16 protein-coding genes are annotated in these 19799 nt (G+C 72.1%); 6 read left to right on the forward strand and 10 right to left on the reverse strand.

Annotation, left to right across the window (positions count from 1 at the left end; genetic code table 11):
- Positions 1–61: 61 nt before the first annotated feature.
- From ABTX60_RS12970 to ABTX60_RS12995, 6 genes are all read right to left on the reverse strand, one after another.
- A complete protein-coding gene (locus ABTX60_RS12970; RefSeq protein WP_352097117.1) occupies positions 62–1081 on the reverse strand; it encodes a nucleoside triphosphate pyrophosphohydrolase in 1020 nt (339 codons plus the stop codon).
- Positions 1082–1619: 538 nt separating this feature from the next.
- A complete protein-coding gene (locus ABTX60_RS12975) occupies positions 1620–2270 on the reverse strand; it encodes a SurA N-terminal domain-containing protein (protein WP_352097118.1) in 651 nt (216 codons plus the stop codon).
- Between the two features lie 143 nt (positions 2271–2413).
- Complete coding sequence (locus tag ABTX60_RS12980) at positions 2414–3910, reverse strand: serine/threonine-protein kinase (RefSeq protein WP_352097320.1); 1497 nt, start codon at positions 3908–3910, stop codon at positions 2414–2416.
- Between the two features lie 38 nt (positions 3911–3948).
- Positions 3949–4587: a hypothetical protein gene (locus tag ABTX60_RS12985; protein WP_352097119.1), complete on the reverse strand. Its 639-nt coding sequence runs from the start codon at positions 4585–4587 to the stop codon at positions 3949–3951.
- 209 nt (positions 4588–4796) lie between these two features.
- Positions 4797–5540 carry an N-acetyltransferase gene (locus ABTX60_RS12990; RefSeq protein WP_352097120.1) on the reverse strand — a complete coding sequence of 248 codons (744 nt, stop codon included), beginning with the start codon at positions 5538–5540 and terminating at the stop codon, positions 4797–4799.
- A gap of 88 nt (positions 5541–5628) precedes the next feature.
- Complete coding sequence (locus ABTX60_RS12995) at positions 5629–6405, reverse strand: HNH endonuclease family protein (protein WP_352097121.1); 777 nt, start codon at positions 6403–6405, stop codon at positions 5629–5631.
- Between the two features lie 159 nt (positions 6406–6564).
- Here ABTX60_RS12995 and ABTX60_RS13000 point away from each other — a divergent pair, with 159 nt between their 5' ends.
- On the forward strand, positions 6565–6750 hold the full coding sequence (locus tag ABTX60_RS13000; protein WP_053675779.1) for an antitoxin: 186 nt from the start codon (positions 6565–6567) through the stop codon (positions 6748–6750).
- A 130-nt stretch (positions 6751–6880) separates the two neighbouring features.
- Here ABTX60_RS13000 and ABTX60_RS13005 read toward each other — a convergent pair whose 3' ends face one another.
- Positions 6881–7795 carry an SCO6745 family protein gene (locus ABTX60_RS13005; RefSeq protein ID WP_352097122.1) on the reverse strand — a complete coding sequence of 305 codons (915 nt, stop codon included), beginning with the start codon at positions 7793–7795 and terminating at the stop codon, positions 6881–6883.
- A gap of 133 nt (positions 7796–7928) precedes the next feature.
- Here ABTX60_RS13005 and ABTX60_RS13010 point away from each other — a divergent pair, with 133 nt between their 5' ends.
- The 3 genes from ABTX60_RS13010 (at position 7929) to ABTX60_RS13020 (ending at position 9825) form a co-directional block, all read left to right on the forward strand.
- Positions 7929–8531 (forward strand): TetR/AcrR family transcriptional regulator, encoded by a 603-nt coding sequence (locus ABTX60_RS13010; protein ID WP_352097123.1) that lies wholly within the window; start codon positions 7929–7931, stop codon positions 8529–8531.
- Positions 8532–8620: 89 nt separating this feature from the next.
- Positions 8621–9403 (forward strand): SDR family NAD(P)-dependent oxidoreductase, encoded by a 783-nt coding sequence (locus tag ABTX60_RS13015; protein WP_352097124.1) that lies wholly within the window; start codon positions 8621–8623, stop codon positions 9401–9403.
- Positions 9404–9450: 47 nt separating this feature from the next.
- A complete protein-coding gene (locus ABTX60_RS13020) occupies positions 9451–9825 on the forward strand; it encodes a MerR family transcriptional regulator (protein WP_352097321.1) in 375 nt (124 codons plus the stop codon).
- 147 nt (positions 9826–9972) lie between these two features.
- Here ABTX60_RS13020 and mfd read toward each other — a convergent pair whose 3' ends face one another.
- The 3 genes from mfd to ABTX60_RS13035 form a co-directional block, all read right to left on the reverse strand.
- On the reverse strand, positions 9973–13530 hold the full coding sequence (gene mfd / locus ABTX60_RS13025; RefSeq protein ID WP_352097125.1) for a transcription-repair coupling factor: 3558 nt from the start codon (positions 13528–13530) through the stop codon (positions 9973–9975).
- A 326-nt stretch (positions 13531–13856) separates the two neighbouring features.
- Positions 13857–16436 carry an ABC transporter permease gene (locus ABTX60_RS13030; protein ID WP_352097126.1) on the reverse strand — a complete coding sequence of 860 codons (2580 nt, stop codon included), beginning with the start codon at positions 16434–16436 and terminating at the stop codon, positions 13857–13859.
- Positions 16433–17221, reverse strand: a complete 789-nt coding sequence (locus tag ABTX60_RS13035; RefSeq protein WP_352097127.1) for an ABC transporter ATP-binding protein — start codon at positions 17219–17221, stop codon at positions 16433–16435. Before ABTX60_RS13035 ends, ABTX60_RS13030 begins: the two co-directional genes overlap by 4 nt.
- 468 nt (positions 17222–17689) lie before the next feature.
- Here ABTX60_RS13035 and ABTX60_RS13040 point away from each other — a divergent pair, with 468 nt between their 5' ends.
- Entirely contained in the window at positions 17690–19183 is a 1494-nt protein-coding gene (locus tag ABTX60_RS13040; RefSeq protein ID WP_352097128.1) for an MFS transporter, read from the forward strand.
- A 20-nt stretch (positions 19184–19203) separates the two neighbouring features.
- On the forward strand, positions 19204–19734 hold the full coding sequence (locus ABTX60_RS13045) for a GNAT family N-acetyltransferase (protein WP_352097129.1): 531 nt from the start codon (positions 19204–19206) through the stop codon (positions 19732–19734).
- Positions 19735–19799 lie beyond the last annotated feature (65 nt).

Raw genomic sequence — 19799 nt, forward strand, 5'->3', positions numbered from 1 at the left:
CTCACCCGCCCCTCGGCTGCTCGGCTGAGCGGCCTCCGTAGCGCTCCCCGCTCCGGGCTGCTCAGCCCTCGGCGTCCCTGATCGCGTCCCGGTACGCGCGGGCCGCCGCTCTGAGGGCCGCCTCCGGGTCTACGCCTTCCGACTCGGCTCGGACGGCCAGGGCCAGCAGCTCGTAGCCGATGCCCTCGACGGGCGGGAGCGGTATCTCCAGGTGCGCTGTGCGGACGCGGGAGGCCAGCTTGGCGGCGAGGGCCAGGCCGGGCTGGCCGAGCGGGATGCCCTCGGTGATCGAGGTGCGCTGCTTCTCTACCGCCTTGGTGCGCAGCCAGTGCTCCTTGACCTCCTCGGGGGTGGTGGCCGTCGCGTCGCCGAAGACATGGGGGTGGCGGTGGATCAGCTTGGCGACGATGCCGCCTGCCACGTCGTCGATGGAGAAGGGTTCCGCCCCGTCCTCCGGCCGGCCCTCCTCGGCGATGCGGGCGTGGAAGACGACCTGGAGGAGGACGTCGCCGAGCTCTTCGCGCAGTTCGTCACGGTCACCCTCCTCGATCGCCTCGACGAGCTCGTACGCCTCCTCGATGCCGTATTTGGCCAGGCCCTCGTGGGTCTGCCGGGAGGACCAGGGGCATTCGACGCGGATGCGGTCCATGACCTGGACGAGGTCGAGGAGGCGGGCGCCGGGGAGGTCGTAGGAGGCGGGCAGCAGCTCCAGCTCGGGCATGGCGATGCGGCCGGTGCCGGCGAGGCGGGCCAGGCCGTCCGTGAGGGCCGGTTCGCCCTCGCCCGTCGCCACCACGACCACGGTGTGCCCGCCGGCGCAGGCGTCGAGCAGCTCCTGCGCCGTCGGGGACGCCTCGGCGACGGTGATACCCGCCTCGCGCAGATACGGCAGCTGCGGATGCGTGCCGTCCGCGCACAGCACCCGGTCGGCCGCGTGCAGTGCCTGCCAGGCCGGCCAGGAGAGCAGACCGGGGGCGACGCGGTGGCTGGTGGTGAGCAGGACGATGCGGCCGGGGGCGACGGCCGCGTCGGAAGCGGTCCGCTCGGGGCCCGGGGTGGCTTCGGGGCTGTTGGCGTTCACGGTTCGAAGCTATCCCACGTCGCCGACTGCACCCGAAGTTATCCACAGGGGCCGGGGGCGGGGTTCCCTCCCGGTGGCGCAGGGGCCCGGGGGGTTAGGGGGCCAGGAGCCGGGGGGCGGGGGCCAGGGGCCGGGGCGGGGTGCCCCGCGGGTGGCGCAGGGGCCCGGGGGGCCAGGGGCCGGGGGGTCAGGGGCCGGGGGGGTCAGGGGCCCGGAGGGGGCCAGGGGCCGGGGCGGGGTGCCCTCCGGGTGGCGCAGGAGCCGGGGGCCAGGGGCCTGGGGGCCAGGGGCCCGGAGGGGGCCAGGGACCGGGGACGGGGTGCCCTCCGGGTGGCGCAGGGACCCGGGGGGCCAGGAGCCCGGGGGGCCAGGAGCCCGGAGGGCCAGGGGCCGAGGGGGTAAGGCCCGAGGGGCCAGGGCCGGGGGACAAGGCCCGACGGGCCCGGGGCCCGGAGGCGGCCAGGGGTCGGGGGAGGCCAGGGGTCGGGAGGCCAGGGGCCCGGGGGGTGGGTGCCCTCCGGGCCGGGTCGTCTCCGCTCTACATCCCCTGCTGCTGCGTCTGCGCCGTCGTCACGTCCCGGACCCACGGCGTCTTCGCGTCGGCGCGGCTGCTCTTCTGGACGTCCCAGGTGCCGTAGCGCGGGTTGAGGTCGACGTCCAGGTCCTTGGAAGCGTCGGAGAGCGCCTTCCAGAACTCGGGCCGGTCGGTGTTCGTGCCCAGCTTCTCGGCGAGCTTCTGGGCCTCCAGCTGGAGGCGGAGGTTGTCGTCGAGACGCTCCGGCGGGATGCCGTACTGCTGGAGCCAGGTCGTCTCCAGCCCCTTGGCACCACCGGCCTGCTGTTCCAGCCCGGACCGCATCGCCTGGATCTCCTTGCGGGAGACGGTCACTCCGGCGTCCTCGGCGGCGCGGTGCAGCACCCGGTCCAGGACCATGGTGTGCAGGGTGTCGCGGGTGAGGGTGCCGGTTCTGGCGATGACCTGCTGGTACTGGGCCTCGTCCTGGACGGTCGCCCGCTGGGCCGCGCGTACCTCGCCGACCCGCTCGTCCAGCTGGGAGACGGTGATCCGCTGGCCGCCCACCACGGCTGCCGCGCCGGGATGCGCGTCGTTCCCGCAGGCGGTGAGCAGGGGCGCCGCGGCGGCGATCGCGGCGGTGAGGAGGAGCGCGGTGCGACGGCGGCGGTGCAAGGAGACCTCCCGAGGAGATTGTGCGACGGTGCACAAGGTCTTGCGATGATCGATGGTAGGCAGTGGCCCAGCTCTGGCCAAGCCATTCGACCAACGATTCACCGGGACTTCCGGCACCGCCGCGCCTCACCCCGGAGCGGTCGTCAGCCGCGGACCTGACCCAGCCACTGGAGCGTCCTGCGGATCTCCGCCCCGAGCGGGTGCCCGTGGCCGTGGGTGCGCTCCACGTCGTGCAGTAGCCGGGCCAGGGTGTCGTGGGCGGCGCCGCGGTCGCCGAGGGCGAGCTGGAGGTGCCCGATCCGGCGGCGGACGTCGTGCGCGAGCTCGGGTCCGCCGGCGGCGACGTACTGGTTCTCGTAGTACGGCAGCACCGCCCGGTACTCGGCGAGCGCCGCGGCCGGTTCGCCCAACTGTTCGAGGCATTGGGCGGCCTCGTAGCGGAATCGCAGGGCCTGCGGGTCGGCCTGGCCCGCCTCTGCGGCGCGTTCGTCGGCGAGGCGGCGCAGCTCGGGCAGCGCACGCCGGTACTGGCCGTCGTCCAGGAGCGTCGCGGCGTACTGCTTGCGCAAGGTCCGGACGACCGGGGAGTGCGCGCCGTGCTGTTCGGCCGCGGCGGGCAGGATTCCCCCCAGGATGTCGACGGCCTGGGTGACACGGCCCTCGCCGAGGAGCCGCTTGACCTCGTCGACGGCGCGGGCGATGTCCGTCTGCCCCGGCTTCTCGGTGACCGGGGCGGCGGGCACGGGCTGGGGCGCCGGGGTGCGCGCCCGATCCGGCCAGGGGGCGTGCGGGCGCAGGAAGGGGCGGGTGGGATCCAGGGCCGCTCCGGTGGGCGTGCCGCGCGCCGGCAGGAGCGGCTCCAGGTGCTCGTAGACCTCCTGCGCGGAGGCGGGCCGGTGCTGCGGGTCCTTGGCGAGGAGGCGCAGGACGAGGGCCTCCAGGGCCTCGGGCACCTCGGGGCGGATGCGGCGCACGGGCAGTGGCGGCTCGTACAGGTGCCGGTGCAGGACGCCGAGGACCGTGGAGCCGGAGAAGGGCACGTCCCCGCTGAGCAGTTCGTGCAGGACCACGCCGAGTGCGTACAGGTCGGTGTACGGGCCGACCGCGCCGCCCATCGCCTGCTCGGGTGCCATGTAGGCGGGCGAGCCGATCGGGGTGCCGGTGTGGGTGAGGCGGGTGGTGTCCGCGTCCATGACGGAGGCGACGCCGAGGTCGAGGACGGTGACGGTGCCGTCCTGCTTCACCATCACGTTGCGCGGCTTGAGGTCGCGGTGGACGATCGGTACGGCGTGCACGGCGCTCAGCACGGCGCACAGCTGCGCGGCGACCGCGACCGCCCACTGCCAGGGGTACGGGGCATGCTCGGCGAGGTGGCCGGCGAGGTCGGCGCCGTCGATGTACTGCATGACGAGGAACAGCTCCTCGCCCTCACTGCCCGCGTCGTGCACGGTGACCAGGCCGGGGTGGTCGACCTGCGCGGTCACCCGGCACTCGCGCACGAAGCGGCGGCGCAGTTCCTCCGCGTCCTGGCCGGCGACCTTGTCGGGGCGCAGCAGCTTCACCGCCACGCGCCGGTCGAGCCGCTTGTCGTACGCCGTCCAGACCTGGCCCATGCCGCCCTGTCCGAGGACGGTGGCCAGTTCGTAGCGGCCGGCGACGACGCGTCCTGCCGCCGCGGTCACCTTCCGTCCTCGTGATGGCCGTCCCGGTGGCCTTCGCCCTCGTGCCGGCGCAGGTAGTCGCTGAGCTCGTCGAGTTCGGCGCGGACCTGGTCGATGCGGGCGGGGGCGGGGCGCTGGGGGGACGGGGGCGGCTGCATCGGGCCCGGGGCCGGGGGCGTGTCGTGCTGGGCGGGTACGGGACGTGCGGGGGGCTGCGGGACGGGGGTGGACGCCGGGGAGTAGGGCGGGGCGGGGTGCGGGTAGCCGTACGGGGTGGGCGCGACGGTCGGGACGGTCGGGGCGTGGGGCGACGCGTAACCGGCGAACGCCCGCTGCTCGCCGTGGTGACCGATGTCCACGACGAGGAAGTAGACGGCGGCGCCCGCACCGAGCAGCAGGATCATGGCCAGCGCGATGTCCGTGCGGTAGTCGTCCTCCGGCAGCGAACCGATCACGGCGAAGCAGGCGATGGACAGCGGCAGGCTCGCCCAGGCCAGCACCCAGTCGAGGGCCCGGCCGCGCAGGACGGCCACCCGGAACAGCGGGACACATGCCAGCACGCCGCAGGTGAGGAAACCGGCTGCGGCGAACAGCACGCGCAGAGAGATGACCGTTGCCGCGCTGCGGGGAGGCGGCGCCGCGCCGTGGCCGTACATGACTGCTCCTGGACCGGTGTGGCCGATGGGGACGGACGTGCGAGTGACGAAGACCCTGTTGGGAATCCGAGCGTATAGCCCGACACGGACAACCGGTCACGGGTTGTACCGAACCGTTGTCATGCTGATCACTTCGTGTGAACAGCCCGCCCCCGAGCCGGTCGTGGGCGTACGCCGTCCTGGGCGCCACGCCCTACGACGGACGTCACCTACAAGGGGTGCCGCATCCACACGTTGGGCTCGACGTACACCGCGTATCCGCGCTCCGTCTCGCAGCGCACCGGTGCCAGAGCGCCCGGCACCTCGATGTCGCCGTCGGAGTCGAAGGGCAGGCCCGTCCAGCGGCGCCAGTCCGCGAGCGGGGCGGCCACCGTCATGGATGCCGGTGCCACCGAGTCGATGGTGGCTCCGGCCCGGGCGTGGACGCGCAGCCACGGGTCCTGGGGCAGGCCGTCGGGGCGGACGCGGCGGGCGTACTCCTCCATCGGCGTGTGCGGTTCCAGGTGTTTGGCGTTGGGGCGGACCGGGGCGACGACCTCGCGGAAGCCGCGGGCCCGGGCGTTGTCGCGCATGGCCGAGAGCATCACCGCGGACAGACCGCTGCCCTGTGCCTGCGGGGTGATGGACACCGAGATCGCGCTGACGGTGTCGGGCCGGACTCCGCGCCGGAGATCGGAGAAGGCCCACACGAGCACCGCGTCCCAGCCGTTGCCCGGCAGTCGTCCGCGGTTCTCGCCGCCGAGGGCGAACGGCACGCTGTAGGCGTTCGCCACGATCTCGCCGCGCTCGTCCTCGGCGAACAGGACGTACTCCGGGAATTCGGCGGCGATCCGCGGGAAGTGGGCGGCGCCCACGAGGTCCTGGATCACGAACTCCGGCCAGCTGTCCGCCATCGCGACGACCCGCTCCAGCATGTCCGGGCGGTCGGCGAGGCTCGATATCTTCGGCTGCATGTGATCACGGTAGGTGGGGGTGGCGAACACCCGGAAACCATTTACGGGCTGACACCCGCATCGCCGCCTCATGCTCCGGACATGAGTCCTAGCCGCCGCACTGCTTCAGCATCATCTCCTTGTCGGGCGCGGTCACCGGGAGTTCGTACTTCAGCGACACCTGGGCGAAGCGCACCGAGTAGGCGCAGCGGATCCGCTTGTCCGGGGGCAGCCAGGACGCGGGGCCGGAGTCCCCCTTGGAGCCGTTGGTCGGCCCGTCCACCGGGACGAGGTTGAGGGGGTCGTTGGCGATGGACTCCCGCTTGTCCTCGGTCCAGCGCGAGGCGCCCATCTGCCAGTCGTACGACAGCGGCATGACGTGGTCTATCTGGACTTTGATCGCATGGGACTTGGTCCACTCGATGACCTTCCCGGTGTAGGGGTCGTGCAGCGTCAGCGAGGTGACGACGCAGTCCGATCCCGCCCGGAAGCGCAGGTCCTCTCCGTCTCGCTTCAGGAGGTCGTTCCGCGAGTCGCAGCCGTTGTGGGAGAAGGGGACGTCGCGCGGTGCGGAGTCCATCCAGGCGTAGCCGAACTTGTCCCGTTCGTAGCCCGTCCTGGGGCCGCGTCCCTTCGTCGCCACTTTCTCGATCAGGGCACGCGCCCTTTCCTTGTCCGCGCCCGAAGTGATGGCCGCCAGCCCCGGTTTGGTGCCGTCCGGATTGTCCAGCGGGTTCACGGCCCGGCCGTCGCCGGCGGCCGGGGCCCCGGAACCGGAGGGTCCACCGCCGTCGGCCGGCGGGGCCAGGCCCTCGCAGCCGGCCAGTGCCGAACCGGTGAACACCATCGCGACAGCCAGTGCCGCCCCGCCCTTCAGACGCCTCACCCTGCGCCCCTCCTCTGTCCGTTTGGCTCGGGCACGGGCGGCCCGTGCCGGGTCCCACCGTAGCGAGGAAGAGGTTCAGACCACAGCGGTCCTCAATGCGCATTACTCATATCTCGCGCGTATCGTCGGTTCTGACTCACTTCCGGAGGGAGCTTTCGCATGGGCATCTTCGACAAGTTCAAGAGTCAGGCGCGGCACAAGGGCAAGCAGGGCTCCGACACCGCGGAACAGCGGATCAACGAGAGGACCGGCGGCAAGTACGAGGACCAGGTCGACTCCGGTCAGCAGCGCGTCGAGGGCTCGCTGGGCATGGACCGCGACCGCGACCGGCCCGAACAGCAGTAAGGCCTCCGTTCGAGTCTCCGCGGAGATTCCGAGGCCGTCCGCGGAGACTCGAACGCATCTCTCTGCGGCCGGCCCCCACTCTCCTGCGGGCGGCTTCCCACGTCCGGAGCGGTGCGGCCGCCCCTTCCGGTCAGACCTTGCCTATACCCAATGTCGTTTCCGACGGCAGCAGGCCCGACGCCAGGACCGCGACCCAGTAGTCGCCCAGCAGCTCGGCGAGCCGACCGGCGTCGGCCGGGCCGAGGAACTTCCAGGGACCGGTGGCCAGTTGATCGGTGTGCCGCTCCACGCGAAGGCGTAGGGCGCGGCCCTTCTCCGTGGCCGTACCGTCGAGGTCGACCAGCCCTCTGGCTGCCAGGCGGTCGCGCGCGGCCGCCCATTCCCCGGAGCTCCAGCCACGACTCTCGAAGCGTTCCACCGACGCGGCACCTATCGCGGCGAAGGAGACGAGCGACTCCACGGGATCCAGGCCCGCCATGAGCAGTGCCGACAGATGGCCGTCCCCGCGGTGCTCGCGCAGGATCGTGGCCGCGTGCCACAGCTGCAGGTGCGGTGCCTGCGGCCAGTCGAGTGCGGCGTTGGCCGCGGCCAGGGGGCGGGCGGCCGTGTCCGCGGCCTCTGCCGCGCGCCGGGCGAGTGCGGCCGCCTCCGCCAGCTCGGGGCCGGCCAGCCGGTCGCCGAACAGGGCGCGGTAGGCCCGGTCGACCGCCCGCGTCCTCGCCTCGATCACCGCGTCGGGGCTCGCGACACTCCACGCCCGTTCGACGTGCTCGGCGACCATGCGCGGGCTGAAGCTGTAGAAGGCCGAGGCGACTTGCCGCGGTCCGATCTCACCCAACGGGGCGGCGCGATAGGGGAAGTAGCTCGGCCAGCGCTCGTCCGTGCCGTACCCGAGGGCCGCCGCTTCCTCGAACGCCTCCGGCGCGTAGTACAGCACCGCGTGCAGAGGTTCCAGCAGGTGCCACAGCTGGCGCACGCGAGCCGGCTCCACCCCCGCCTCCGATACCCCGGCGCCTTCGGCGATCTCACCGACCTGTTCCGACATGGCACACCTCCACTCGCGTCCGACCCCACGGCGCGCACTCCTGCCACATCCGGTACGCGCAACTTGACACTGGCAAGATTGCCCGATCCCAGCCCAACTTGTCAATGACAAGATTCGTCGTACGCTCCTTACCATGAGCTCCAGCAAGACACCGGCGAACGAAAAGGCCACTGCCGGCCGCCCCTACCACCACGGTGACCTGCGCCGTGCCATCCTCAGCGCCGCCCTGGACGTCATCGCGGCGGACGGCCCGGCCGCGCTGAGTCTGCGCGACCTCGCCCGCCGCGCCGGTGTCTCGCACGCCGCGCCGGCCCACCACTTCAAGGACCGCACGGGACTGCTCACGGCGATCGCGGCCGAGGGCTTCGGGCTGCTCGCGACCACACTCAGGGAGACGCCGGACCTGAAGGAGGCGGGCGTGCGCTACGTACGTTTCGCGCGGGAGCATCCGGCGCACTTCCAGGTGATGTTCGCGCCCGGACTGCTGCGTGACGGCGACCTCGAACTGGCCACCGCCCGTGCCCTGGCCGGTGACGCCCTGCGCGAGGCCGTCGCCGCCGTGCCGCCGGAGGGCCGCGGCGCCGACGCCCGGCTCGCCGGTGTCGCCGCGTGGTCCCTGGCCCACGGCTTCGCCACGCTGCTGCTCGGCCACAACCTCGACGGCCCGGTGGGCGAGCAGGATCCCGAGGAGGTGTTCCGCGGCCTGGCGACGATGCTGTTCCGCCCCGCCGAGTAGCAGCCCGGGGTGGCCGCAACCCGGGTGTGGCCTTCCTTCGTCCGTGACCCTTGACCTTGCCGCTGACGTCAGGGTCGGACGATCCCCGCATGACCTTCCCTCCTCCGAAGAAGCAGGACAGTGCGCGAACGGCCTCGCGAACCGTGCTCGTCACCGGCGCCGGAACCGGCATAGGCCGCGCCACCGCGCGGGCCTTCGCCGACGAGGGCGCACACGTCGTGGCGGTGGGCCGCCGCGAGGCGCCCCTCGTCGAGACCGCCGCCCATGCGCCGGCCCGCATCAGCCCGCTCGTCGCCGACATCACGGCCGCCGACGGTCCCGAGACCGTCGTCCGTACGGCACTCGACCGGAACGGCCGTATCGACGTGCTGGTGAACAACGCCGGGATCGTCGACGCCCGGTCCCTGCGCACCTACACGCGCGCCACCGTCGAGCCTCTGCTCGCCACGAACCTTCTCGCCCCCGTCCTGCTCACCCAGGCCGCGCTCCCGGCACTGGAGGACAGCCGCGGTGTCATCGTGAACGTGACGACATCGGTGGGACAGCGCGGCTGGCCGGGCAACTCTTTGTACGCCGCCGGGAAGGCGGCCCTGGAGGTGCTCACCCGCAGCTGGGCGGTGGAGCTCGCGCCCCTCGGGATCCGGGTCGCCGCCGTGGCCCCGGGCGCGATCGACACGCCCATCGGTGACCACGCCGGTCACACCCCCGAGCAGCAGGCCGCGATCAGGGCGTGGCAGCTCGATCACACGCCGCTCGGGCGAGTCGGCCGCCCCGAGGAGGTGGCGTGGGCGATCGCCCGGCTGGCCTCGCCTCAGGCCTCGTTCATCACCGGCGTGATCCTTCCGGTGGACGGCGGCGCGGTCGTCACATGAGACTGAGACGCATGGCAGAACCCCGTACGCGCAGGGCGGCCCCTCGGATGCGGATCGGTGAACTCGCCGAGGCGACCGGCACGACACCTCGCGCCCTGCGCCACTACGAGCAGGCGGGTCTCATCGCCTCCGAACGGGCCGCGAACGGCTATCGCCTCTACGACGCCGGTGCGGCCGTGCGCGTGCGCAACATCCGGCAGCTGCTCGACGTGGGGCTGACGCTCGACGACGTACGCGTGTTCCTGCCGTGCCTGGACGGCGACGTCACGGCCGGTCCCGCCTCCGGGAAGGGGGTGCGGGTGGCCGCCGACCGTCTCGCGGTGCTGGAGGCCCGTATCGCGGCGCAGATCGCGGTCCGCGACCGGCTCGCGGAAGCCCTGCGCCGGGCCGGCGGCGGGGCGCCCGTACGACCGGTGGCCTGACGGCGGTTCAGCGGAACCGGGGCGTCGGTGACGCCCCGGTTCGCAGCCCGGTCGCCGAGTTGACGGCGCAGGCCACCGAGGTGTCAGCGCCGCCCCGTTCGCCGTGCCCGTCGCGTCCCGCGCCCGGCCGCCCCGGCGGCCGGGCTGTCAGGACCCCAGCACCGACGTGAGGAACTCCCCCACCCACGCCAGCAGTTCCCGCCCGACCAGCGGCTTGCCGCCCACCTTCGCGGTCTTCGGGCGCGGCACCAGCACCTGGTGGACCGTCGGCTTGATGACCGCCCCGGGGTAGAGCCGCTTGAGCCGCAGCTCCTGCGACTCGCGCAACTCCACGGGGGCGAAGCGGATGTTGTTGCCCTGGAGCACGATCTCGCCGACCCCGCACGCGCGCGCGAACATGCGCAGACCGGCGACGAGCAGCAGGTTCTCCACCGGCTCGGGCAGCTTGCCGTAGCGGTCGACCAGCTCCTCGCGGACCGCCTTGATGTCCTCCTCCGAGTTGGCGGAGGCGATGGCCCGGTACGCCTGGAGGCGGAGCCGCTCGCCGGGCGCGTAGTCGTGCGGGACGTGCGCGTCGACGGGCAGCTCGATCTTGACCTCGAGCGGCGGCTCCTCCTCGATCTCGCCGGTCTCCAGCTGGCGCCGGTAGTCCGCGACGGCCTCGCCGACCATCCGCACGTACAGGTCGAAGCCGACGCCCGCGATGTGACCGGACTGCTCGCCGCCGAGGAGGTTGCCCGCGCCGCGGATCTCCAGGTCCTTCATCGCCACGTACATGCCCGCGCCCATCTCCGTGTGCTGGGCGATGGTCGCGAGCCGCTCGTGCGCGGTCTCGGTCAGCGGCTTCTCGGGCGGGTAGAGGAAGTAGGCGTAGCCACGCTCGCGGCCACGTCCCACCCGGCCGCGCAGCTGGTGGAGCTGGCTGAGCCCGAAGTTGTCGCCGCGCTCCACGATCAGGGTGTTGGCGTTGGAGATGTCGATGCCGGACTCCACGATCGTCGTGGAGACCAGCACGTCGAACTTCTTCTCCCAGAAGTCGACGACGACCTGCTCCAGCGCCTGCTCCGACATCTGGCCGTGGGCCGTGGCGATGCGCGCCTCGGGGACGATCTCGCGCAGCCGGGCCGCCGCGCGGTCGATCGACTCGACGCGGTTGTGGATGTAGAAGACCTGGCCCTCGCGCAGCAGTTCGCGGCGGATCGCGGCGCCGATCTGCTTCTCCTCGTAGGGGCCGACGAAGGTGAGAACCGGGTGGCGCTCCTCCGGCGGGGTGGTGATCGTCGACATCTCGCGGATGCCGGTGACCGCCATCTCCAGGGTCCTGGGGATCGGGGTCGCGGACATCGTCAGCACGTCGACGTTCGCGCGGAGCTTCTTCAGCTGCTCCTTGTGCTCCACGCCGAAACGCTGCTCCTCGTCGACGATGACCAGGCCCAGGTCCTTGAACTTCGTCTCGGAGGAGAACAGGCGGTGGGTGCCGATGACGATGTCGACCGAGCCCTCGCGCAGGCCCTCCAGGACCGCCTTGGCCTCGGTGTCGGTCTGGAAGCGGGACAGGGCCCTCACGTTCACCGGGAACTGCGCGTACCGCTCGCTGAACGTCCCGAAGTGCTGCTGCACCAGCAGGGTCGTGGGCACCAGGACGGCCACCTGCTTGCCGTCCTGGACGGCCTTGAAGGCGGCGCGGACCGCGATCTCGGTCTTGCCGTAGCCGACGTCGCCGCAGATCAGGCGGTCCATCGGGACCGTCTTCTCCATGTCCTCCTTGACCTCGGCGATGGTGGTGAGCTGGTCGGGCGTCTCCGCGTAGGGGAAGGCGTCCTCCAGTTCCCGCTGCCAGGGGGTGTCCGCGCCGAAGGCGTGCCCGGGGGCGGCCATCCGCGCGCTGTAGAGCTTGATGAGGTCGGCGGCGATCTCCTTGACGGCCTTCTTGGCGCGGGCCTTGGTCTTGGTCCAGTCGGCGCCGCCGAGGCGGTGCAGGGTGGGGGCCTCGCCGCCGACGTACTTGGTGATCTGCTCCAGCTGGTCGGTGGGGATGTAGAGGCGGTCGCCTGGCTGGCCGCGCTTGGCGGGGGCGTATTCGACGACCAGGTACTCGCGGGTGGCGCCCTGCACGGTGCGCTGCACCATCTCGATGTAGCGGCCCACGCCGTGCTGTTCGTGGACGATGTAGTCGCCCGGCTCCAGGGTGAGCGGGTCGATGGTCTTGCGGCGGCGGGCCGGCATGCGGGCGCCCTCGCGGCCGGACGCCTTCTGACCCGTCAGGTCGGTCTCGGTCAGGACGGCGAGTCCGAGGGCCGCGTCGACGAAGCCGTGGTCGATCGAGCCGCACGCCACGTGCACGACGGACGGGGAGATCTCGGCGAGGTCGGAGTCGAGGCGGGCGGCGATGCCCTCGCCGCCCAGCACCTCGACCGTACGGGCCGCGGGGCCGTGGCCCTCGGTGACGAACACGGTGCGCCAGCCGTCGGCGAGCCAGCCCTTGGTGTCGGCGAGGGCCTTGGCGGTGTCGCCGCGGTAGGTCTCCGGGGCGTGCATGCCGAGCTTGAGGGTGTCCCCGTCGCCCGCCGCGTCAGCGGCAGATGTGAGCGTCTCGTCGGCGGCGAACGGCGACACCGACCACCACATCATGTCCAGCTCGCGGGCCCGGTCCCGGACGTCCGCGATGGACCACAGGGAGGCCGCGCCGACGTCGATGGGGGCCTCGCCGCCACCGGCGGTGGCCGCCCAGGAGGCCTGCAGGAACTCCTGGGAGGTGGCCACGAGGTCCGACGCGCGCGTGCGGACCCGCTCCGGGTCGCACACCACGGCCATGGCGCCCTTGGGCAGCACGTCGAGCAGCAGCTCCATGTCGTCGACGAGGACCGGCGCGAGGGACTCCATGCCCTCGACGGCGATGCCCTCGGCGATCTTGCCGAGCAGTTCACCGAGCTCGGGGTGCTGTTCGGCGAGGGCCGCCGCGCGGGTGCGGACGTCCTCGGTGAGCAGCAGCTCGCGGCACGGCGGCGCCCACAGGCCGTGCTCGGCGACTTCGAGGGAGCGCTGGTCGGCGACCTTGAAGTAGCGGATCTCCTCGACGTCGTCGCCCCAGAACTCGACGCGCAGGGGGTGTTCCTCGGTGGGCGGGAACACGTCGAGGATGCCGCCGCGCACGGCGAACTCGCCGCGCTTCTCGACGAGCTCCACGCGCGCGTAGGCGGCTGCCGCGAGGGCTTCGACGATCTCACCGAGGTCCGTGCTCTGCCCGGTTCTCAGGGAGACCGGCTCCAGGTCGCCGAGGCCCTTGACCTGCGGCTGGAGCACGGACCGGACGGGTGCGACGACGACCGAGACGGGGCCGGTCTCGGGGTCGTCGGGGCGGGGGTGGGCCAGCCGGCGCAGCACGGCCAGGCGGCGGCCGACGGTGTCGCTGCGGGGGCTGAGCCGCTCGTGCGGGAGCGTCTCCCAGGACGGGTACTCCACGACCTCCTCGGGCGGGAGGAGGGAGCGCAGGGCCGCGGCCAGGTCCTCCGCCTCACGGCCCGTCGCCGTGACCGCCAGCACCGGGCGGCCGGTGTCACGGGCCAGGGCGGCGACCGCGAAGGGGCGGGCGGCAGGGGGGCCGACCAGGTCGACGTGCATGCGGTTGCCGTCTGCGGCCGCCCTGATCGCTTCGGCGAGGGCGGCGTCCTTGACTACGGCGTCGAGCAGACCGTGCAGGCTCATTCGGGGCTTTCCGTCCAGGGGGGTGGGCAACACCACGGGCCCGACGCGCGCCGCGGGCCGGGGGGTCTCCAGCGTACGACGATGCGCGGCCCGGCGTCGGGGGCCTGTGGATGACGCCGCTCGGTGTGAGGTGCCCGGCGTCGTCCTGGCCCACCGGGGGCCCCGGGGACCTGTGCCCGCCCCGCCGCCCGAAACGGCCGAACAGGAAGCCGTGCTCGCGGTCGGGAAAGCACCCGGCGCAGGGAAGTCCAGGACTGGACTCCCCTGCGCCGGGTTCCCCGCAACCCCCGTGTGCGGTGGTTCTGGGTGGGATCGGCGTGCGGCCGCTACTCCGTCGCGATCGCGTTCAGGACGTTCATCCGGCCCGCCCGGAACGCCGGGACCAGTGCCGCGAACAGGCCCACGAACGCCGAGCCGATGAAGACACCGATGATCGTCGGCCAGGGGATGTCCAGGACCATCAGGCCCTCCAGCTCCAGCAGCTGCTGTGCCGTGGCGCCCCAGCCCATGCCCAGTCCGAGGCCCAGCAGGGCACCGAAGAGGGCGATGACGACCGACTCCATGCGGATCATGCGGCGCAGCTGGCGGCGGGACAGGCCGATCGCCCGCATCAGGCCGATCTCCCGGGTGCGCTCCACCACCGACAGGGCCAGGGTGTTCACCACGCCCAGGATGGCCACGATGATCGCCAGGGCCAGCAGGCCGTAGATCATGTTGAGCAGCTGGCCGATCTGGTCCTTCAGGGCGTCCTTGTAGTCGGTCTGGTCGCGCACGACGTACTGCGGGTAGTCGTGCAGCGCCGACTTCAGGGACGTGTAGGCGGCGTCCTGCTGCCCGTCCTTGGCGCTGGCGAAGACCAGTGAGTCGAGCGGCATCTTGTCGGCCGGGACGTACTTGGCCATCGTCGAGATGGACGTGTACATCGCGCCCGCGTCGATCACGACGTCGCTGCTGGTGATCGCCCGGACCGTCAGGTCGGCCGCGGAGCCGTCCTCGAAGGCGACCTTGATCTTGGACCCGAGGGTGATGCCGTGGTCCTCGGCGAACTTCTCGTGGACCGACATCGAGTCGGGCTTGTAGGCGTCGGGGAGCTTGCCGGCGACGGTCTCGGTGCGCAGGTCGGTCGCGTACGAGGGGTCGGCCGCGGTGATCGCGGTGTCCTTGAGCGTCTTGCCGTCGGGGGTGGTGAAGTCGGCCTTGCTCCACTTGTACTCGGTGACCCGCTCAACGTCCGGCGCCGACTTGACGGCCTTGACGGCCTGCGGGGTGATCAGCTGGCCGCGGTCGTGCTGGATGATGAAGTCCGCTCCGACGGTCTTGTCGAGCTGGTCGGTGGCGGACGCCACCATGGAGGAGCCGACCACGGACAGGCACGCCACCAGGGCCAGGCCGATCATCAGGGCGGCGCCCGTCGCGCCGGTGCGGCGCGGGTTGCGCAGGGCGTTGCGCTCGGCCATGCGGCCCACGGGCCCGAACATGCGCAGCAGGACGGCGCCCAGGACGCGGACCACGGCGCCGGCGAGGAGCGGGCCGATGACGACGAAGCCGATCAGCGACAGCACCACGCCGAGGCCGAGCCACATCGAGCCGTCGGTCGCCTTGTCGGCCGCCGACGCGAGGTACAGGGCGAAGCCGCCGGTGCCGGTGAGGACCGTGCCGATCGCGGCCCGGATCCAGCCGGCCTTGGCGTCGGCGGGGGCTCCCGCGTCGCGCAGGGCGGCCATCGGGGAGATCTTCCCGGCGCGCCGGGCGGGCAGGTAGGCGGCCAGCACGGTGACGACGACGCCGAGGACGAGGCCGACCACGGGGGTCGTCCAGGCCACGGTGAGGTCGTTGGTGGACAGTTCCATGCCCATCTGGCCCATGAGCTTCATCAGGCCGATGGCGAGGCCGACGCCCGCGCCGACGCCGAGCACCGAGCCGACGACGCCGAGCAGCAGTGCCTCGGCCAGCACGGAGCGGTTGACCTGCTTGCGGGAGGAGCCGATGGCCCGCATCAGGCCGATCTCCCGGGTGCGCTGGGCGACCAGCATGGAGAAGGTGTTGATGATCAGGAAGATGCCGACGAGGAAGGCGATCCCGGCGAAGCCGAGCATCGCGTACTTCATGACGTTCATGAAGCCCTCGACGTCCTTCTGGTTGGCGTCGGCGGTCTCCTTGGCCGTCTGCACCTTGTAGCCGCCACCGAGTTCGGCGGTGACGTTCTTCTTCAGCTGTGCGTCGGTGACGCCCGCGGCCGCGGTGACGTTGACGTTGGTGTAGACGTCGCTCTCGCCCACCAGGGCCCGCTGGGCGGTCTTGGTGTCGAGGTAGAAGATCGCGGCGCCGGGGTTGGTGACGGTGAAGTCGGCGATGCCGGAGATCTTCGCGGTGTGGGTGCCGACCGCACTGATCACGCCGATCCGGTCGCCGAGCTTCAGCTCGTGCTTGTCGGCGGTGTCGGCGTCGACCATGATCTGGTCGGCCGCCTCGGGGGCCGCACCGGAGGTGATCTTCATGGTGCGGGCCTCGTTGGCGTTCCAGCCGCCGACGATGGTCGGGGCGCCGCTGGAGGGCGACAGGTTGTCCTTGTCGGCGTCGACGACCGTCACCGAGCTGGAGAACACCGCGCCCTCGGCGGACTTCACGCCCTGCGCCTTGCGGACCTCGCCGAGCACGGAGGCCGGCATGACCGGCGGTTTGCCGTTGTCGGCTGTCGTCTCACCGGTGTCGGAGGCGTTCTTGGCGCTCACCGTGACGTCCGAGGAGGTGGCCGCGAAGAGCTTGTCGAACGTGGTCGACATGGTGTCCGTGAAGACGAGCGTGCCGCAGACGAAGGCGACCGACAGCAGGACGGCGATCGCGGAGAGGGCCATCCTTCCCTTGTGCGCGAGGAAGTTGCGCATCGAGGTCTTCATGACGGTCATGACGTGCGCCCCCGCGCGTCGAAGTCCTTCATGCGGTCGAGGACGGCTTCCGCGGTCGGCTTGTACATCTCGTCGACGATGCGGCCGTCGGCGAGGTACAGCACGCGGTCCGCGTAACTGGCCGCCACCGGGTCGTGGGTGACCATCACGATGGTCTGGCCCAGCTCGTCGACGGACCGGCGCAGGAAGCCGAGGACCTCGGCGCCGGCGCGGGAGTCGAGGTTTCCGGTCGGCTCGTCCCCGAAGATGATCTCGGGCCGGGCGGCGAGCGCCCGCGCCACGGCGACGCGCTGCTGCTGGCCGCCGGACAGCTGGGTGGGCCGGTGCTTGAGGCGGTCGGCGAGCCCGACGGTCTCCACGACCCGCGTCAGCCACTGCTGGTCCGGCTTGCGGCCCGCGATGTCCATGGGCAGCGTGATGTTCTCGATCGCGTTCAGCGTCGGCAGCAGGTTGAACGCCTGGAAGATGAACCCGATCCGGTCCCGGCGCAGCCGTGTGAGCTTCTTGTCCTTCAGCCCGGTGATCTCGGTCTCGTCGAGGTAGATCTGGCCGCCCGTCACGGTGTCGAGGCCGGCCAGGCAGTGCATGAGGGTGGACTTGCCGGACCCCGAGGGGCCCATGATCGCGGTGAACTGGCCGCGTGCGATGTCCACGTCGACGTGGTCGAGGGCGACGACCCGGGTCTCTCCGGACCCGTAGGCCTTCACGACCTGCCGTGCCCGCGCGGCAACGGCCGTACGCCCTCCAGTACCCCCGTGCCTGGGAATGGTCACAGCCGAAGTCACGGTATGTCTCCTATATCGGTCAGCAGATGGTGAAGGCGGTCCCCTGGCCGGCAGCCGCTGTGTGCGGTGCCGGATCAGGAATCCGTCCGACGCGTTTCAGTCTCGTGGCGGGGAGGGGTGGTGCGCCCTGGTGTTCAGCGCAGTCTTTTACTGTGGAAAACCCCACCCCCGCCGGTGTTCCGGACCGCCCCCCGGCGGCGTAAAGCCAGGTTAAGGAAGGCCGCATGGCCCTCTCGTCCTCCGTCGGTACGAACCCTCCCCAGGTCGTAGTACGGAGGTACCCCTAGGGGCACTCCACCGGAGGGTGGAGGCCGTCTCAGGGTTGGCTCCACCCGCCGGCCCGCTCAGGCTCCACCCTCCCGCCACGTCAGGGTCAAGTGGGAAGCTGTCCGCGGGCGGATAGCTGCAAGGGGCAGCCAGTCGACGGGACCCGTGGCGCGGGCGCGGCCGGGCGAGGGGGAGGCACGGGTGGGCAGCACGAGTTCCGCGGAGCGTGAGGCCGCACGTCCCGCCGCGACCGGCCGGCGCGGAGCCGTCGTCGCGGCGTTGATGCTCTCGATGGCGCTGGCCGCGCTGGACGCGACGATCGTCTCGACCGCCGTCCCACAGATCGTCGGGGACCTCGGCGGCTTCTCCGTCTTCTCCTGGCTGTTCTCCGGCTATCTGCTGGCCGTGACCGTCACCCTGCCCGTGTACGGCAAGCTGTCCGACACCTTCGGCCGCAAACCGGTCCTCATAGCGGGCTCGGTGATCTTCCTGCTGGGCTCCCTGCTGTGCGCGCTGGCCTGGAACATGGGGGCGCTCATCGCCTTCCGTGTTGTGCAGGGCCTGGGCGGCGGCGCGCTGCAGGGCACGGTGCAGACGCTCGCCGCCGATCTGTACCCGCTGAAGGACCGCCCCCGGATCCAGTCCAAGCTCTCCACGGTGTGGGCGGTGTCCGCGGTCGCCGGGCCGGGCCTGGGCGGGGTGCTCGCCGCGTACGCGGACTGGCGGTGGATCTTCCTGATCAATCTGCCGATCGGCGCGGTCGCGTTGTGGCTGATCGTCCGTCACCTCCACGAGCCGGAGCGGGGAATCACCGGGCCCGCGCGCGTGGACTGGGCGGGCGCCCTCGCGGTGTTCGCCTGCGGCGGCGTTCTGCTCACGGCGCTGGTACAGGGCGGGGTGGCGTGGCCGTGGCTGTCCGTGCCCTCCTTTGCGCTGTTCGGCGCGGGACTCGCCCTGGTCGGGGTCGTGGTGCTGGTGGAGCGCAGGGCGGCGGAGCCGATCATCCCCGGCTGGGTGTGGCGGCGCCGCACGATCGCCGCGGTCAACCTGGCCCTGGGCGCGCTGGGGCTGCTGATGGTCGCGCCGACGGTCTTCCTGCCCACCTACGCCCAGTCGGTGCTGGGCCTCGCACCCGTGGCCGCCGGATTCGTCCTGTCCGTATGGACGTTGAGCTGGCCGGTGTCCGCCGCGCTGAGCCAGCACGTGTACCGCAGGATCGGCTTCCGCAACACGGCGATGCTGGGCATCGGCACGGCCGCGCTGATCCTGTTCGCGTTCCCCTTCCTGCCCTACCCCGGGCAGGCGTGGCAGCCGACGCTGCTGATGCTGCTGCTCGGCGCCGCGCTGGGCCTGTTCCAGCTGCCGCTGATCGTCGGGGTGCAGTCGACGGTGGGATGGGCGGAGCGCGGCACGACGACCGCGTCCGTGCTGTTCTGCCGCCAGACCGGTCAGACGATCGGCGCGGCGGTCTTCGGCGCGGTCGCCAACGGGGTGCTGGCCGCGCGGCTCGGCGGCGCGGGCGACCTGGACTCGGTGACGCGGGCGCTCGACTCGGGCAGCGCACCGGAGGCGACCCGGCGGGCGATCGCCGAGGCGGTGCACGCGGTCTACCTGGGGGCGGCGTGCGCGGCGGCCCTGGCGTTCCTGGTGCTGCTGTTCCTCGCGCCCCGCAAATTCCCGGTGCTGACGGACTGAACCTCCGTACCCTCTCGCCCATGGTGACCTTGGAGCCCCTGCGGGCGGATCACGCGGACGCGCTGCTGGCCTTCGAGCGGGACAACCGGGCGTACTTCGCCCGCACGGTGCCGGACCGAGGGGACGCCTTCTTCACGCCGGCGGGGTTCGCCGCACGCCTCCGGGCGCTCCTCGACGAGCAGCACGCGCGCGTGTGCCGCTTCCATGTGGTTCTCGGGGAGGACGGCGCACTGATCGGCCGGGTGAACCTGATGGACCTGGTGGACGGCAGCGCCGAACTCGGTTACCGCATCGGCGAACAGGCCGCCGGACGGGGCGTGGCGACGGCAGCGGTCGCACAGGTGTGCCGACTGGCCGCCACCGACTACGGCCTGACGTCCCTGACCGCGGTCACGACCCTGGACAACCCGGCCTCCATGAGGGTCCTGGCCCGCAGCGGCTTCACCCGGGTGGAGGACACGACGGTGGACGGACGGCCGGGGGTCCGCTTCGAGCGCCGGCTCCTCGACGCCGTCCCCGACGGCCGGGCGACTCCGACCAGATCGGGTTAACGCGGGTAACACCCGAGGTCAAAAAGGTAAGCGCATACCGACCGATCAGTTTGCCGAAACCCTCG

This window comes from Streptomyces sp. NPDC126510 (genome assembly GCF_040302345.1).
GTDB lineage: Bacteria > Actinomycetota > Actinomycetes > Streptomycetales > Streptomycetaceae > Streptomyces.